A 15,836-nucleotide genomic window follows, 5' to 3' on the forward strand; every position below is an offset into this window, starting at 1 on the left:
ACCTCACAGGAAGAGGTGAAAAAGATGGGCTTAAAACATAAGGTCTGCATCAATGTTACTGATCCAAAGGGTCAAAAGCAAATGGTTCTAAAAGGCGGTATCCGCAGCATTCCAAGAAAACTGTTAACTGCTCTTTTGGGGGAGAACACAGAAATCTTGGTGCTAACACCCGGACAGTCCGTTGAGTCGGTTGAAATCCATGAAATAGTTGAGGAGGTGCAAAATGAGCAAAGTAAAGCTGCTGTTGGATGTAATTTCTGATGTTCGCTCCTTGGCAGATAGCCTACAGGTGCTTTGTGATGCAATGGCGGAAACTGAGGCTACCGCATCAGTCAAAGAGCCTGCTCCTGCTAACGGGCAAGCAGCACAGAAAACGGAAAAAAAGAAAGCAAAGGAAATCAAGCTTGAAGATGTCAGAGCAAAACTGGCTGATATGAGCCAAGCAGGAAAGACGGCTGAAGTGCGTGACATTATCAAAAAGTATGGTGGCACTAAACTGAGTGATGTTGACCCTGTGCATTACGCTAACATTTTGAAAGACGTGGAGGAAGCTGCTAATGGGAAATAGTCACGCAGACCTTTCAGCATCGGGTTCTCACAGGTGGCTAAACTGTCTACCATCTGCCATGTTGGAGAAATGTTTTGAAAAAAAGGAAAGCACGGCTGCTGCTGAAGGTACTGCCGCTCATGCGCTTTGTGAACACAAACTGCGGAAGGCACTACATATAAGGAGCAAGCGTCCTGTTTCAGAGTTTGATTCTGACGAAATGGAAGAACACAGTGACAGCTATGTGGAGTTTGTATTGGAGCAATTGGAACTGGCAAAGCAGGATTGCAAAGATCCAATTGTGATAATTGAACAGCAACTTGATTTCTCACGTTATGTGCCTCAAGGCTTTGGTACGGTTGACTGTATCATCATTGCAGACAAAAAACTGCACATTATCGATTTTAAATATGGTATGGGAGTGCTTGTGGATTCGGTAGAAAATCCGCAGATGAAATTGTATGCACTAGGCGCTTTGGAAATCTATGACAGCCTTTATGATTTTAAAGAGGTGTCAATGAGCATCTTCCAGCCACGAAGAGAGAATGTCAGCACATGGACTATTTCTGTGGAAGAATTAACGGACTGGGCGGAAAAAGAACTGAAACCAAAGGCTCAAATAGCTATTAAGGGCGAGGGGGAATACCAACCCGGTGAGTGGTGTACTTTCTGCCGTGCAGCTATCAAGTGCCGTGCAAGAGCAGAGGAAAATTTAAAACTGGCTCAATTGGAGTTCAAGCTACCCCCTTTGCTCTCGGATTCTGAAATTGAAGAGGTCCTTGAAAAGCTACCTGACCTTACAAAATGGGCAAATGAAATCATGGCCTACGCAATGGACGCCGCCATCAATCATGGCAAGCTGTGGAACGGTTTTAAGGTAGTAGAGGGTCGATCTGTACGTAAGTACAAGGATGAAGAAGCTGTGGCAGAAACAGCCAAGGCCAATGGATATAAGGACATCTACTGTCAGAGCCTTATTACATTAACCGAAATGCAGAAACTGATGGGCAAGAAAAAATTTGAAGAGGTTCTCGGTGATCTCATTTATAAACCACCGGGCAAGCCTACACTGGTTCCAATAACGGATAAACGTGCGGCTATCAATGTATCAGATGTAAAAAACGAATTTAACGAAATTATGGAGGATTAATATTATGAAAAATCAGACTAATACAAAAGTTATCACAGGTAAAAACACTCGCCTTTCCTACTTCCACGGCTGGGAGCCAGTATCAATTAACGGCGGTGCGGAGAAATTTAGTGTATCGGTACTTATTCCAAAGGATGACATCGAAACCATCAACGCAATCAATGCGGCAATTGATGCTGCAATCGAAGAAGGTATTTCTAAGTTTGGCGGTAAAAAGCCAAACAAGTCAGCTATTAAAATTCCTCTTCGTGACGGGGATGTGGAACGTGACGATGATGCCTATAAGGGACATTACTTCGTTAATGCCAACAGCACTACCGCTCCTCAGATTGTGGATAAAGCTGTCAGACCGATTCTTGATAGGGGTGAAGTTTACAGCGGCTGCTATGCAAGAGTATCGTTGAACTTCTACGCTTTCAACTCCAACGGAAATAAGGGTGTTGCCTGCGGTTTGGGTAACATTCAGAAAGTCAGGGACGGAGAGCCTTTGGGCGGTAGAACCAATGCTGCTGATGATTTCACTACTGTTGAGGATGATGATTTCTTGGCATAATTGCAAAATAACTGTACGGACGGGGTGACGGAGGATTATCTTCGTCACCTTGTTCGCTTTGAAAGGGTGGTTATATAAATGAAATCCATATCAATTGATATTGAGTCATTTTCTAGTGTGAATCTACAAAAGTCAGGAGTTTACCGCTATGCCGAAAGCAGTGATTTTGAAATCATGTTGTTTGGATATTCCGTAGATGGTGGTGATATAAAGGTTGTTGACCTTGCTCGTGGTGAAACGATACCGGAGGAAATAATGAATGCACTTTCTGATAATGCCGTTCAAAAATGGGCATTCAATGCTCAGTTTGAGCGTATATGCTTATCCAGATTCCTCGGTATGCAAACAGGACGTTATCTTGAACCAACATCATGGCATTGCACTATGGTGTGGTCGGCAACATTGGGTTTGCCTCTTTCTTTGGAGGGTGTCGGTGCTGTGCTTGGTCTTGAGAAACAAAAATTAAGCGAGGGTAAAAACCTTATTCGATACTTCTGTGTCCCTTGCACTGCCACAAAAATTAATGGTGGTCGAACTAGAAATCTGCCAGAGCATGATACCGATAAATGGCAGCAGTTTAAATCATACAACCTGCGTGATGTTGAAGTGGAGTTGGCAATACAAGAGAAATTATCCAAGTTTCCAGTGCAGGATGCTATTTGGAATGAATATCATCTGGACCAGGAAATAAATGACCGTGGCATTGGTGTTGACATGACTTTTGTGAAGCAGGCTATAGCCATTGATGATTATTCTAACAAAAAGCTGACGGCACTTATGCAAGAAGCGACAAATCTCGACAATCCGAATTCTGTATTGCAAATGAAGAATTGGCTTGCAGATAACGGATTGGAAACAGATACCCTTGGGAAAAAGGCTGTGGCAGAGATGATAAAAACTGCACCAGAACAACTGGGAGAGGTATTGGAACTGCGTCAACAACTGGCAAAGTCCAGTGTAAAGAAATATACGGCAATGCAAAATGTAGTCTGCAAGGATCACCGTGCAAGAGGTATGTTTCAATTTTACGGTGCAAATCGCACAGGACGCTTTAGTGGCAGGCTTATACAATTACAGAATTTACCCCAAAACCATATGCCCGATTTGGAGCAGGCTCGGAGTTTGGTATGCAGTGGCAACTTTGATGCCCTGAACCTTCTTTATGATTCTGTCCCGGATGTGTTATCAGAACTCATTCGCACTTCATTTGTGCCACAAAACAACAGGAAATATATTGTGGCAGACTTCGCTGCAATTGAGGCTCGTGTTATTGCTTGGCTTGCAGGAGAACAGTGGAGGCTCGATGTGTTTGCAGACGGTGGAGATATTTACTGCAGTAGTGCAAGCAGGATGTTCCATGTCCCTGTTGAGAAAAACGGTACCAATGGCCACTTAAGACAAAAAGGAAAAATTTCGGAATTAGCCTTGGGTTATGGAGGCTCCGTTGGTGCCTTAAAAGCTATGGGCGCACTTGAAATGGGCCTTGCAGAAGATGAATTGCAGCCACTGGTTAAGGCGTGGAGAGATTCCAATCCTAATATTACAAAGCTGTGGTGGGATGTTGACCGTGTAGTAAAAAACTGTGTAAAAAATCGCATACCCGATGAAATTAATGGTATTGGAGTCAGTTATAAAAGTGGAATGCTGTTTATTACACTCCCATCCGGAAGACGGCTTTGTTATGTGAAACCTCGCATGGGTGTAAATGTATTTGGTGGTGAGTCTGTTAACTATGAGGGCATTGGAGCCACAAAAAAGTGGGAGAGGTTGGAAAGTTATGGCCCGAAATTCGTGGAAAACATAGTTCAGGCTATCAGCCGTGATATTTTGTGCTATGCATTGAAGAATCTTTGCAACTATAGAATTGTGGGGCATGTGCATGATGAAATTATCATAGAGGCTGACCATAATGTTAAGCTGGCGGATGTTTGTGAAAAGATGGGTAGAACACCTCTGTGGGCAAAAGGCCTGCTGCTTCGTGCCGATGGATTTGAATGTCAATTTTATAAAAAAGATTAATTATAAATATTTTTTTAGCAGGGGGTTAAAAACTCCTTGCTTTTTTTTGACTGGGATTTAGGAAGGTAGAGACCTTCAAATAAATCTCAGGAGGTAATTCGTAATGAACGAATTAATCAGAATCAGTTTTGACAGTGACCGCCCTACTGTGAGTGGACGAGAATTATATGCTGCTTTGGAAGTGGGGACAAAATATGCAGACTGGATGAAACGTATGTGTGAGTACGGATTTGCAGAAGGAAGTGACTATAAAACTTGCTTCTCAAATTTGGGAAGCGAGATGCATGGAGGTCAGAACAAGGTAGATCATCAACTTACTGTTGATATGGCAAAGCAACTTTGTATGATTCAGCGTACTGAGGTTGGCAGAAAGTTCCGTCAGTATTTCATCAAAGTAGAAGAGGCATGGAACTCGCCAGAGGCTGTTATGGCAAGGGCATTACAGTTTGCAAATAATCAACTTGCATTGATGAAAAAGCAAAATGCAGAACTTGTTGATACTGTGGCAATTCAGAATCAGCAGATTACAGAGATGAAACCGAAAGCCAGTTATTACGATGTGGTGCTTAACTGTAAAGACCTTATTTCTACATCAGCAATTGCAAAGGATTATGGGAAATCAGCAATTTGGATGAATCGTTATCTTCATGAAAAAGGTGTGCAGTTCAAGCAAGGTGAGATTTGGCTGTTGTATCAGAAGTTTGCTGAAAAAGGGTATACCAGCACCAAAACCCACAGTTATTTGGGAACTCAAGGTGATCAACATATCAAGGTTCATACCTATTGGACACAAAAAGGGAGACTTTTCATTTACGGATTAATGAAGGCAGATGGAATGCCTCCACTAATTGAACAGGAGGTGTAACAGGATGGGTATTGATAAGTTCAATCACGAAGGGTACTTTGACCCAACCACATATGAGGCTCTTACCAATATCCACCGTGAGGAGATGGTAGCTGATAAAAAGGCTGCCTATCGCCCTTTGGTGTATGTGTGTAGCCCGTATGCAGGAGATATTGAAAACAATGTAAACAATGCCAAGAGGTATAGTAGATTCACAGCAGAACAAAGTGGTATTCCTGTCACTCCTCATCTTATGTATCCGCAGTTTATGGATGATGATATCGAGAAAGAACGGGAACTTGCAATGCACTTTAATTATGTGTTGCTTGGAAAATGTAATGAGTTATGGGTCTTTGGCGGAGTTATCAGTAAGGGTATGGCTCGTGAAATTGGTGTAGCAAAGAAACGCAGAATGAAAATTAAATGGTTCAACTGGGAGATGAAGGAGGTTGAAGAATATGCTTAACTTCACTTTATACACTGCAGACTGCATTGGCAACAGTGCAAATTGTCTGTATCCCAATCAAGTGGTGGTTACTGACAAGGAAAGTTTTCTTGCAGCTATCTCCCATGACCATGTAACGGCAAGATATAAGAATAACTATCGCAGCAATGATAATTTTATAAGTGCGGATAATGTGCCACTTGATTGTGATAATGACCACTCAGATGACCCCAAAGATTGGGTGACCTCAGTTGATGTTGCCACAGCATTTGAAAATGTACCTTTTGTGGTTGTTTACAGTAGAAATCATATGAAGCAAAAAGGTAATAGATCTGCCCGTCCAAGATTTCATGTGTATTTTATGACTCCAATGATAACAGACCCAGTAGAATATGCAGGATTAAAACAGAGAATTTCAGATGAGTTTCCTTACTTTGATAGCAAGGCTCTTGACATTGCCAGATTTCTTTATGGTACTGATAATGCCGAGGTTGAGATTTACAATGGCAATAAAAATATTGTTGAGTTTCTCAATGAAATGGCTTTTGAAAATTGGGATAACGAACAGGAGCAAATCCCGGAGGGCAAGCGTAACAGCACCATGTCCCATTTTGCCGGGAAAATCATCAAGCGTTATGGCAATAACGAAGAGGCTTATGCTCGCTTTCTGAAAGTAGCTGAAAAGTGTGTTCCCCCACTTGATGAAATCGAACTGAAAGTCATATGGAACAGTGCTATTAATTTTGGAAAGCGTGTTGCCTCTCAAGAGGGGTACATTCCACCGGAGCAATATAACACTAACTCATTGTTAAAGCCGGATGATTTCTCTGATGTGGGTCAGGCGGTTGTTCTTGCAAGGGAGTATATCAACGCACTCAGGTATTCACCTGCAACAGACTATATCGTATATAACGGCAGTTTTTGGGAGGAATCAAAACCCAAGTCGCAGGCGGTAGCACAGGAACTTACTACCAGACAGCTTGAGGAGGCTGAAGCAGAAATAAAAAAAGCAATGGCTGAAATGCTTAAAAACGGTGCGGCAGAAATATTGGTGGCAATGGGAGCAAAGAAGGCAGCTAATGCTTTTAATAAACAACAGGGACACACATTTGATGTTTACGAGGCGGCAACGGCTTATAGGAACTATGCCATTAAACGCAGGGATTCTAAATATATTACATCAGCATTAAAAGAGGCTCGTCCACAGCTTTTAATTGAGCAACGGACACTTGATTCAGATGAATTTTTGTTGAATACACCCTCTGCTACTTATGATTTGCGAAAAGGTGCGGGTGTTTTAATGGAGCATGACTCCCTACACTTTATTACAAAACAAACAACGGTGGACCCCGGTAATGAAGGTGCAGAAATATGGGAGGATGCATTAAAGACATTTTTCTGCAATGATGCAGAACTCACCCAGTATGTTCAGAAAATCGTGGGTCTTTCCGCAATTGGCAAGGTATATGTGGAGGCATTGATTATTGCTTATGGTGAGGGGCGAAATGGCAAGTCCACTTTTTGGAATGTAGTGTCCAGAGTTCTTGGTACATATAGCGGAAATATTTCTGCAGATATGCTTACCGTAGGTTGTCATAGGAATGTGAAACCAGAACTTGCAGAGGCAAAGGGCAAAAGATTATTGATTGCTGCTGAACTCGAAGAAGGGATGCGCCTTAACACCTCAAATGTAAAACAACTCTGCTCCACAGATGAAATATATGCAGAAAAGAAATATAAAGATCCCTTCAGCTATACTCCCAGCCACACATTGGTGCTATATACCAATCACCTGCCAAAGGTTGGGGCGATTGATAAAGGCACATGGCGAAGGCTCATTGTGATTCCTTTTCATGCAAAGATCGAAGGCAAGCAGGATGTGAAGAACTATGCGGATTATCTTTTTGAGAATGCAGGTGGTGCAGTTCTCGCTTGGGTGATCGAGGGTGCAAAAAAGGTAATCGAAGACAATTATAAAATCGAACCTCCTCAAAAGGTAAAGGATGCCATTCAGGCATACAAGGACAACAATGACTGGCTTTCACATTTTTTCATGGAACGTTGTGAAGTTGATGAAACATACTCGGCAAAGTCCGGAGAGGTTTATAACGAGTATCGTTCTTTCTGTATGCAGACGGGTGAATATATCCGCAGTACGACAGATTTTTATACTGCACTTGATGTAGAGGGTTTTGAAAGACGCAGGACCCCTAAAGGTGTCTTTATTAAAGGGTTTAGGCTGAAATCTGAATTTCTGGAATAAGACAGTTTTTATAAATATGTAGGTCATGATGGTCTATTATATAACTTTTCTTAAGAAATAAAAATTTTACTATATATAAAGTTAGGAAAATGCCATTCAAGACCTACATAAACACCCCTCAATTATTCACTGATGCTTGAAGGAGGCAGAAAATGCTTGAAAAAGAAATAGAAAAAAAGCTGGTAACAGCAGTGAAAAATATGGGAGGTATCTGCCCCAAGTTTGTATCTCCCGGTTTGGATGGAGTGCCTGACCGTTTGGTGCTTTTACCTCAAGGGAAGTTTGCATTTGTTGAAATAAAAGCACCACAGAAGAAATTAAGGCCTTTGCAAGTAAAACGAAAAAGGCAACTGGAGCAGCTAGGTTTTTTAGTTTACTGCATTGACGATATCGCACAGATTGGAGGGGTTCTAAGTGAAATACAATCCTCATGATTATCAGACTTTTGCAACAAGATTCATATTAGAACACCCAATCTCAGCGGTACTGCTTGATATGGGACTTGGCAAGAGCGTTATAACTCTAACAGCAATTTTTGACCTTTGCCTGGATTTCTTTGAAACCTGCAAAGTTCTTGTTATTGCGCCACTTAGGGTTGCAAGGGATACATGGCCTGCAGAAATTGAAAAATGGGATCACCTAAAAGGTCTTACATTTTCAGTGGCAGTAGGCAGCGAGATTCAACGAAAAGCGGCACTCATGCAAAAAGTTCATATCCACCTTATTAATCGTGAGAATGTGGACTGGCTGATAAATGAAAGTGACTTACCATTTGACTATGACATGGTGGTCATAGATGAGTTATCTTCCTTCAAATCCTATAGTGCAAAAAGGTTCAAAAGCCTTATGAAAGTTAGACCTACGGTAAAACGCATTGTTGGTTTGACTGGGACTCCCTCCAGTAATGGTTTGATGGATTTATGGGCAGAGTTCAGGCTCCTTGATATGGGCAAGCGACTTGGAAGATTTATCACTCACTACCGCAGCAACTTCTTTGACCCCGACAAACGTAATCAGCAGATGGTGTTTAGCTATAAACCGAAGGTTGGTGCTGAAGATGCAATCTATCGCCTTATTTCAGACATCACAATCAGTATGAAGAGTACCGATTATTTGCAAATGCCGGAATGTTTAAACAACCGAGTAGAAGTCACTCTTTCAGAAAAGGAACTCAAAGCCTATAACAGCTTGAAGCAGGACTTGGTATTATCCCTTAAGGGTGAGGAGATTGATGCAGTCAATGCGGCAGCACTTTCCAATAAACTATGCCAAATGGCAAATGGTGCTGTGTATGGTGAGAGCAAGCAGGTCTTTCAAATACACGATCGCAAGCTGGATGCCCTTGAGGATTTATTGGAATCCGCCAATGGCAAGCCTGTTTTAGTAGCTTACTGGTTTAAACATGATTTAGATAGAATTCAAAAGCGATTCAAAGTTCGTGAGATTAAGACTTCCAAAGACATCTCCGACTGGAACAATGGCAATATTTCTGTAGCTGTTATCCATCCTGCCTCTGCAGGACATGGACTTAATCTTCAAAGTGGAGGCTCCACTTTGATATGGTTTGGACTGACTTGGAGCCTTGAACTTTACCAACAGACCAATGCCCGTCTTTGGCGGCAAGGTCAAACATCGGATACTGTTGTAATACACCACATCATAACAAAAGACACCATTGACGAACGGATTATGATGGCACTTGAGAAAAAAGATAAAGCACAATCTGCACTGATTGCTGCAGTAAAAGCCAGTTTGGAAGGAGTTAATGTATGAACGATAATTATCAAAATTTAGCGAATGCCATTGTGTTATCGGCAGTTAATGATTATAGAAAAGGACTGCAAACACTTACACTTTACCCTAAAGATAGAACTGCAAAGTACCAAATAAAGCAAATTGAACAGTTTTTTCGTTCAGAGTTCTACAAGCTGCTTACTGGTATTGATGGTGAAATGCTTATCGGTAAACTGAACGAAGAAATGAAAAATAAGGGGGTAGCGATATGACAGCAAAAGAATACCTTGGCCAGGCTTATCGCCTTGACCAGCGCATCAATTCTAAGCTAGGACAAGTTGAGTCTTTGAACCTTCTTGCAACAAAAGCGACCGCCACTCTTAGTGATATGCCACGGAATCCAAACCGTGCGACATCTACAATGGCAGATGCAGTGGGTAAAATCATAGATTTGCAAGCAGAAATAAACAATGATATCGATTGCCTTGTAAGGCTGAAGCATGAGATTGTTATGGTTATAAAAAGAATTCGCAATACAGAGTACCAAACCCTCTTGGAAAAAAGGTATCTCTGCTTTATGACCTTCGAGCAGATTGCTGTGGATATGAATTACAGTATCGATAATGTATTCAAGGTTCATAAAAAAGCACTATCCTATATCGTTGTTCCTGCAACATTACAGTAAAGTACAGAGAAATACAGTATTTAAATCTGTTATTGTTAGAGTAGAAAAATAGCATCAAGACCGAGCCATCTTAGAGAAATCTTTGGTGGCTTTTTCTATGCCCTAAAAAGGTGGTGAAATAGGTGCCTTTAAAACCTAAAAGACCTTGCAGTATCAATGGCTGCCCTGAACTTACCAATGGCAGATACTGCGAGAAGCATCAAAAGGAAATTGACAGACAGTACAACAAAGAACGTCAGCCTCTTATGAAAAGGCGTTACGGCAGAGCATGGAAGCGTATCAGAGACAGATACATTAAGGCTCACCCACTCTGTGAGGAGTGTTTAAAAAACAAGAAGACAACCCCTGCCAATGAGGTGCATCACATCAAACCTCTGTCCAAAGGTGGTGACAGCAGTGATGAGAATTTAATGTCATTATGCAGTAGTTGTCACAGCACTATCACTGCAAAGGAAGGTGGCAGATGGGGCTAGGGGGGGGGCCAAAATCCCTGTTACCTTTGCACAGGGCAACGGGCGCCCCCCTTCGCACGAAAAATTGCAGTTTCAAGAAGGGTATATACCCCCGGCTTGATTCTTGGAAAGGCAGGTGATGAAAAATGGCAAATGGACATGGCGGTGCAAGAGTCGGTGCAGGTCAAAAAAAGAAAGCACTGGCTGATAAATTACTGGAAGGAAACCCCGGCAAGAGGAAGCTTTCTGTTGTTGAGTTTTCTGACACAGCAAATCTGGAAGGGTTGGCAATGCCACCGCCAAGAGAGTATCTTGCAGCCAAGCAGAAAAACGGTAAAGACCTAATGGCTGTAGATATTTATGAAAAAACATGGAACTGGCTGTCAGAGCGAAATTGCTCACAGCTTATCCCGGCACAGATGCTGGAGCAATATGCAATGAGCGTTTCCCGGTGGATTCAGTGCGAAGAATGCATTACGGAATTTGGCTTCTTGGCAAAGCACCCCACGACCGGAAATGCAATGCTGTCACCTTATGTTTCAGCGAGCCAAAGCTTTATGAAGCAGGCAAACAATATCTGGTATCAGATTTACCAAGTGGTTCGTGAGAACTGTTCAACAGACTATAAAAACAGCAATCCCCATGACGATGTGATGGAAAAACTTCTGACTGCCCGGAAAGGGTAAAAAATTATGATTGGAGACTGAAGATGAATAATAAAAAGTATTTGACCGCTGAAAGTGTGACTGAGGGACATCCCGATAAACTGTGCGACCTTATTGCAGACAGCATTTTGGATGCGTGTTTGAGAAAAGACAAGCTATCCCGTGTGGCTTGTGAGGTGTTGGCTACCAAAGGCAAAATTGTTGTTGCGGGCGAAATCACCTGTAGAACAAAAATTGATATTCCCCTTGTTATCAGAGTGGTTTTGAAGGATGTCGGATATGACCCCAAGAGGTTTAGTATTGTAGAGCATATTCATAATCAAAGTACTGATATTGCAATGGGTGTGGACACTGCACTTGAAGTAAGGGGTGGTGAATTCAAACCTTACGGGGAAATTGGAGCTGGGGACCAGGGTATTGTATATGGATATGCAACTGATGAAACAAGAGAGTACCTTCCTCTCCCTGTTGTTCTGGCACACAATATCACAAGGCGATTGACCAAGGTGCGTAAAGATGGCTTGGTTCAAGGCTTGATGCCTGATGGAAAAGCACAGGTTACCATTGAATATGAAAATGAAATACCCAAGAGGGTCAAAACCATTATTGTTTCCACTCAGCATTCTCCGGAGAAATCACAGGAGGAGCTAAGGAAGGACATAATTCAGTGGGTGCTGTGGGATGCATTTGACTCATTTCCCTTTGATGAGGAAACGGAGATTCTTGTAAATCCCTCCGGCAGATTTGTTTTTGGTGGTCCCGAAGCTGACACTGGATTAACAGGAAGAAAATTGATGGTTGATACTTACGGAGGACTTGCCTCCCATGGTGGAGGAGCCTTCAGTGGAAAAGACGGAACAAAGGTTGACCGCTCCGGTGCCTATATGGCTCGGTATATTGCTAAAAATGTATTGGATGCTTATCTTGCCAAAAAGTGTGAGGTAAGCATTTCTTATGCAATCGGCAAAGCTGACCCAGTGGCTGTTGATGTTTGTACCTTTGGGACAGGTACTGTTTCGGATTCTGTAATCCGTGATGCGGTACTTGAGGTTTTCAACTTACGGCCTGCTGCAATCATTGAGAAGCTGCATTTAAGAGATGCGAGATTTGCAGACACCGCTGTTTATGGACATTTCAGTAACTTTTTAAATCACTGGGAGTGGACAAATAAAAAATATGATCTGAAAGAGGCGGTGAAAAAGCTTGAACATACAGAGAATTAAAACCAATATTCTAAACCCGGCAGACTATAACCCAAGGAAAGACCTGAAGCCGGGCGATGCGGAATTTGAAAAGTTGAAGCGTTCCATTGAGGAATTCGGATATGTGGAACCGGTTATCTGGAACAAGACCACAGGCAATGTGGTGGGAGGACATCAGAGATTGAAAATCCTTCACCAGATGGGTTTCGAGGAAGTGGACTGCGTGGTGGTGGAACTGGATGAACAAAAGGAAAAGGCATTAAATATCGCTCTTAATAAAATAGGCGGAGAATGGGACAATGAAAAACTGGCACTGCTCATTTCAGATTTGAATGACAGTGCCTTTGATATTTCATTGACAGGTTTTGATGCTGCTGAAATTGATGAACTTTTCAAAGATAAGATAAATAACAAAATCAAGGAAGATGGCTTTGACGAGCCTCTTCCTGAAAACCCCGTTACCAAACAGGGAGACATCTGGATTCTTGGAAGGCACAGGCTTATCTGCGGTGACAGCACAAAGGCTGAAACCTATAAAGCTTTGATGGACGGTAAAAAAGCAAACCTTGTTGTAACAGACCCGCCGTATAATGTGGCTTATGAAGGTACTGCCGGAACAATTCGGAATGACAACATGGATGACAAAAAGTTTTATGATTTCCTGCTCTCGGCTTACAAAGGTATGTATGACAGCCTTGCAGATGGTGGTTCGATTTACGTTTTCCATGCAGACAGGGAGACAGTGAATTTCAGAACAGCATTTAAGGATGCGGGTTTCTTCTGTCATCAGACCTGCATTTGGATTAAGAATTCTCCTGTTTTAGGACGCTGTGATTATCAATACAGTCATGAGCCTGTTCTTGTAGGTTGGAAGCCAACCGCAGGACATAAATTCTATGGGGACAGAAAGCAGCGTACCACCTGGAACTTTGACAGACCAACCAAATCAAAGCACCATCCGACAATGAAGCCCATTGCTTTGGTGGCATACCCAATAATGAATTCAAGTCTTACCAACAGCATTGTACTTGATCCTTTTGGCGGAAGTGGTTCAACATTGATTGCCTGTGAACAGACGGAGCGAATATGCCACACCATTGAGTTGGATGAAAAATATGCAGATGTGATTGTGAAGCGGTTTATAGAACAGCAGGGTTCGGATAATGATGTGTTCCTTATGAGGGATGGTGTTGAAATTCCACATAGCAAGGTGGTGGCTGCCGATGAGTAATCTTACACTTGGCAGCCTTTTTGATGGGAGCGGAGGATTTCCTTTGGGTGCGGTGATAAACGGAATAATTCCTGTATGGGCAAGTGAAATTGAACCCTTCCCTATCAGAGTGACATCCAAGAAGCTCCCATTTGTAAAACACTATGGGGATTTAACAAAAATAAATGGTGCAGAAATTGAGCCAGTGGATATTATAACCTTCGGTTCACCCTGCACCGACATGTCTGTGGCAGGAAAAAGAGCGGGACTTGAAGGAAAACAGTCAGTTCTTTTCCATGAAGCCATCAGAATTATCAAGGAAATGAGGTGTAAAACCAATGGAATGTATCCACGATTTATCGTGTGGGAGAACGTGCCGGGCGCATTCTCAAGCGGAAAGGGAGAAGATTTCAGGGCAGTCATTACCGAAATCGCAAAGATTAAAGATGAAGCCGTTGATGTTCCTATGCCTGAAAAGGACAAATGGTTGTGTGCGGGAGAAATCTTGGGAGATGATTTTTCTGTTGCCTGGCGAACCATTGATGCACAATTTTGGGGAGTCGCCCAAAGACGCCGTAGAATCTACCTTGTCGCAGATTTTACAGACCAATGTGCCGGGAAAATATTATTTGAGTTCGAAAGCTTGTCAGGGTATTCTCCGAAGGGCATCCAACAGAGGGAAACAACTACCGGAGATGCTGAGGGTTGCATTGGAGCGCCAGTCTGCTTTGAACCGGGAGCGGCTTCAAGATTAGGCGGTCACTGTTGGAAGGACTCAACCTGTACCCTACGAGCAGATATGGGAGATAATCAGCTTGCGGTTGCCATTGAAAACCATCCTGCAGACAGCAGAGTTAAGATTGATGACAGTGGTAAAATTCAAACATTAACTTCCAGTATGGGTACCGGTGGAGGAAATGTGCCGTTGGTTATGAATGAGCGTCAATACGCTCTGACCGTAACCGAGGACAAAGCAAACACACTTACTGGCACCGACTATAAAGGAACCCAGTGTGTTTTTGAACCGAATTGTGATCTGAAGCCTGCAACAATGAAAATTCGTTCCGGCTGTGAAGGTGGAGGGAAAGGTGCATTGGTGCAGGAGGATAAATCGGCAACCCTCTCTTGTAATAATGAGCAGACGGTTTTTGTGCCAAAAGCTTATGGCATCTGCTCTGATAAAAGCAATTCAATGCTCTCGGGCAATCCCAACAGTGGAATTTATGAAGCCGAGACGAGCAGAACCCTTGACGGAACTGGTGGAAATCCTTCCTGCAATCAAGGCGGAATTGCCGTGGTTGCCCTTCAAGGAAGCATGATTGGGAGAGCCGATAAAAATGGACCACAGGGTGATGGCATCAATGAAGATGTCAGCTTTACCTTAAATACTGCCGACCGCCATGCTGTTGCTTATAGCTTGGACAGGGCAAGTTTTAATCAAGGTCAGAATGCCCAATTTGATATAAGTATTCAGGAGGAGCAATCACAGACACTTGTTGCAAAGGGTCCCCATGCTGTGGCACAACCGGGAAGCTTCTATCCCTATATGAAAGCTGAAAGCCAGTGTTTCAGAACGGATGGAAAAGCCAATACTCTGGTTAATGGAACTTGCCCCGGCTGTCATAATGGAGTAGTTGAAGCTGAGTATACAGTCAGAAGGCTTACCCCTACTGAATGTGCATTACTACAAGGATTTCCTGCAGATTGGTGTTTGAACCTTGAAACAGAGAATCCATCAGATGAGGAAACCGACTGGTGGCGCAGAGTTTTTGAGGAACATCGAAATATCATGGGAACAAGCACGAAAGCCAAAACCAGAAGTCAGATTATAAAGTGGCTTCAAAATCCTTACTCTGATGCTGCGGAATATAAAATGTGGGGTAACGGTGTTGCACTTCCGTGTGTATGCTTTGTTCTCGCTGGTATTGCTTGGGTGCATGAAAACAAAATTAATAGTGATGAATGACTTGCTATTTCACAGCTTTAGAGTGATATATGTACTTACCAAGAAAGAAAGGTAGGTATTTTTTATGCTCAAAAGTGCTGAAATTACTTTAATTGAAAGGA

At 42.6% G+C, this 15,836-nt stretch carries 17 protein-coding genes; all 17 read left to right on the forward strand.

The window, feature by feature from the left end:
• Window positions 1-24: 24 nt before the first annotated feature.
• The 17 genes from VIO64_RS01635 (at window position 25) to VIO64_RS01715 (ending at window position 15,735) form a co-directional block, all read left to right on the forward strand.
• Window positions 25-261: a hypothetical protein gene (locus VIO64_RS01635; protein WP_331914575.1), complete on the forward strand. Its 237-nt coding sequence runs from the start codon at window positions 25-27 to the stop codon at window positions 259-261.
• Complete coding sequence (locus VIO64_RS01640; RefSeq protein WP_331914577.1) at window positions 224-568, forward strand: rRNA biogenesis protein rrp5; 345 nt, start codon at window positions 224-226, stop codon at window positions 566-568. The genes VIO64_RS01635 and VIO64_RS01640 overlap by 38 nt, the downstream gene beginning before the upstream one ends.
• The gene (locus VIO64_RS01645) at window positions 558-1,697 is read left to right on the forward strand and encodes a DUF2800 domain-containing protein (RefSeq protein ID WP_331914579.1); all 1,140 of its coding nucleotides are present in this window, start codon (window positions 558-560) and stop codon (window positions 1,695-1,697) included. Before VIO64_RS01640 ends, VIO64_RS01645 begins: the two co-directional genes overlap by 11 nt.
• A 4-nt stretch (window positions 1,698-1,701) precedes the next feature.
• Window positions 1,702-2,250 carry a DUF2815 family protein gene (locus VIO64_RS01650; RefSeq protein ID WP_331914581.1) on the forward strand — a complete coding sequence of 183 codons (549 nt, stop codon included), beginning with the start codon at window positions 1,702-1,704 and terminating at the stop codon, window positions 2,248-2,250.
• A 78-nt stretch (window positions 2,251-2,328) separates the two neighbouring features.
• The gene (locus tag VIO64_RS01655) at window positions 2,329-4,269 is read left to right on the forward strand and encodes a DNA polymerase (RefSeq protein ID WP_331914583.1); all 1,941 of its coding nucleotides are present in this window, start codon (window positions 2,329-2,331) and stop codon (window positions 4,267-4,269) included.
• A gap of 103 nt (window positions 4,270-4,372) precedes the next feature.
• Window positions 4,373-5,134, forward strand: coding sequence for a phage antirepressor KilAC domain-containing protein (locus VIO64_RS01660; RefSeq protein ID WP_331914585.1), 762 nt, complete (start codon window positions 4,373-4,375; stop codon window positions 5,132-5,134).
• 4 nt (window positions 5,135-5,138) lie between these two features.
• The gene (locus VIO64_RS01665; RefSeq protein WP_331914587.1) at window positions 5,139-5,579 is read left to right on the forward strand and encodes a DUF4406 domain-containing protein; all 441 of its coding nucleotides are present in this window, start codon (window positions 5,139-5,141) and stop codon (window positions 5,577-5,579) included.
• The gene (locus VIO64_RS01670; protein WP_331914589.1) at window positions 5,572-7,821 is read left to right on the forward strand and encodes a phage/plasmid primase, P4 family; all 2,250 of its coding nucleotides are present in this window, start codon (window positions 5,572-5,574) and stop codon (window positions 7,819-7,821) included. The genes VIO64_RS01665 and VIO64_RS01670 overlap by 8 nt, the downstream gene beginning before the upstream one ends.
• A gap of 152 nt (window positions 7,822-7,973) precedes the next feature.
• Entirely contained in the window at window positions 7,974-8,255 is a 282-nt protein-coding gene (locus VIO64_RS01675; protein ID WP_331914591.1) for a VRR-NUC domain-containing protein, read from the forward strand.
• Complete coding sequence (locus tag VIO64_RS01680; RefSeq protein WP_331914593.1) at window positions 8,236-9,594, forward strand: DEAD/DEAH box helicase; 1,359 nt, start codon at window positions 8,236-8,238, stop codon at window positions 9,592-9,594. The genes VIO64_RS01675 and VIO64_RS01680 overlap by 20 nt, the downstream gene beginning before the upstream one ends.
• Window positions 9,591-9,827, forward strand: coding sequence for a hypothetical protein (locus VIO64_RS01685; protein WP_331914595.1), 237 nt, complete (start codon window positions 9,591-9,593; stop codon window positions 9,825-9,827). Before VIO64_RS01680 ends, VIO64_RS01685 begins: the two co-directional genes overlap by 4 nt.
• Window positions 9,824-10,240, forward strand: a complete 417-nt coding sequence (locus VIO64_RS01690; RefSeq protein ID WP_331914597.1) for a DUF1492 domain-containing protein — start codon at window positions 9,824-9,826, stop codon at window positions 10,238-10,240. Before VIO64_RS01685 ends, VIO64_RS01690 begins: the two co-directional genes overlap by 4 nt.
• A gap of 122 nt (window positions 10,241-10,362) precedes the next feature.
• On the forward strand, window positions 10,363-10,713 hold the full coding sequence (locus VIO64_RS01695; RefSeq protein WP_331914599.1) for an HNH endonuclease: 351 nt from the start codon (window positions 10,363-10,365) through the stop codon (window positions 10,711-10,713).
• A gap of 125 nt (window positions 10,714-10,838) precedes the next feature.
• Entirely contained in the window at window positions 10,839-11,378 is a 540-nt protein-coding gene (locus VIO64_RS01700; RefSeq protein WP_331914601.1) for a P27 family phage terminase small subunit, read from the forward strand.
• Window positions 11,379-11,401: 23 nt separating this feature from the next.
• Window positions 11,402-12,580 (forward strand): methionine adenosyltransferase, encoded by a 1,179-nt coding sequence (metK, locus tag VIO64_RS01705; protein ID WP_331914603.1) that lies wholly within the window; start codon window positions 11,402-11,404, stop codon window positions 12,578-12,580.
• Window positions 12,561-13,790 carry a site-specific DNA-methyltransferase gene (locus tag VIO64_RS01710; protein WP_331914605.1) on the forward strand — a complete coding sequence of 410 codons (1,230 nt, stop codon included), beginning with the start codon at window positions 12,561-12,563 and terminating at the stop codon, window positions 13,788-13,790. The genes metK and VIO64_RS01710 overlap by 20 nt, the downstream gene beginning before the upstream one ends.
• Window positions 13,783-15,735 (forward strand): DNA cytosine methyltransferase, encoded by a 1,953-nt coding sequence (locus VIO64_RS01715; protein ID WP_331914607.1) that lies wholly within the window; start codon window positions 13,783-13,785, stop codon window positions 15,733-15,735. Before VIO64_RS01710 ends, VIO64_RS01715 begins: the two co-directional genes overlap by 8 nt.
• Window positions 15,736-15,836 lie beyond the last annotated feature (101 nt).

This window comes from Pseudobacteroides sp. (assembly GCF_036567765.1).
GTDB lineage: Bacteria > Bacillota > Clostridia > Acetivibrionales > DSM-2933 > Pseudobacteroides.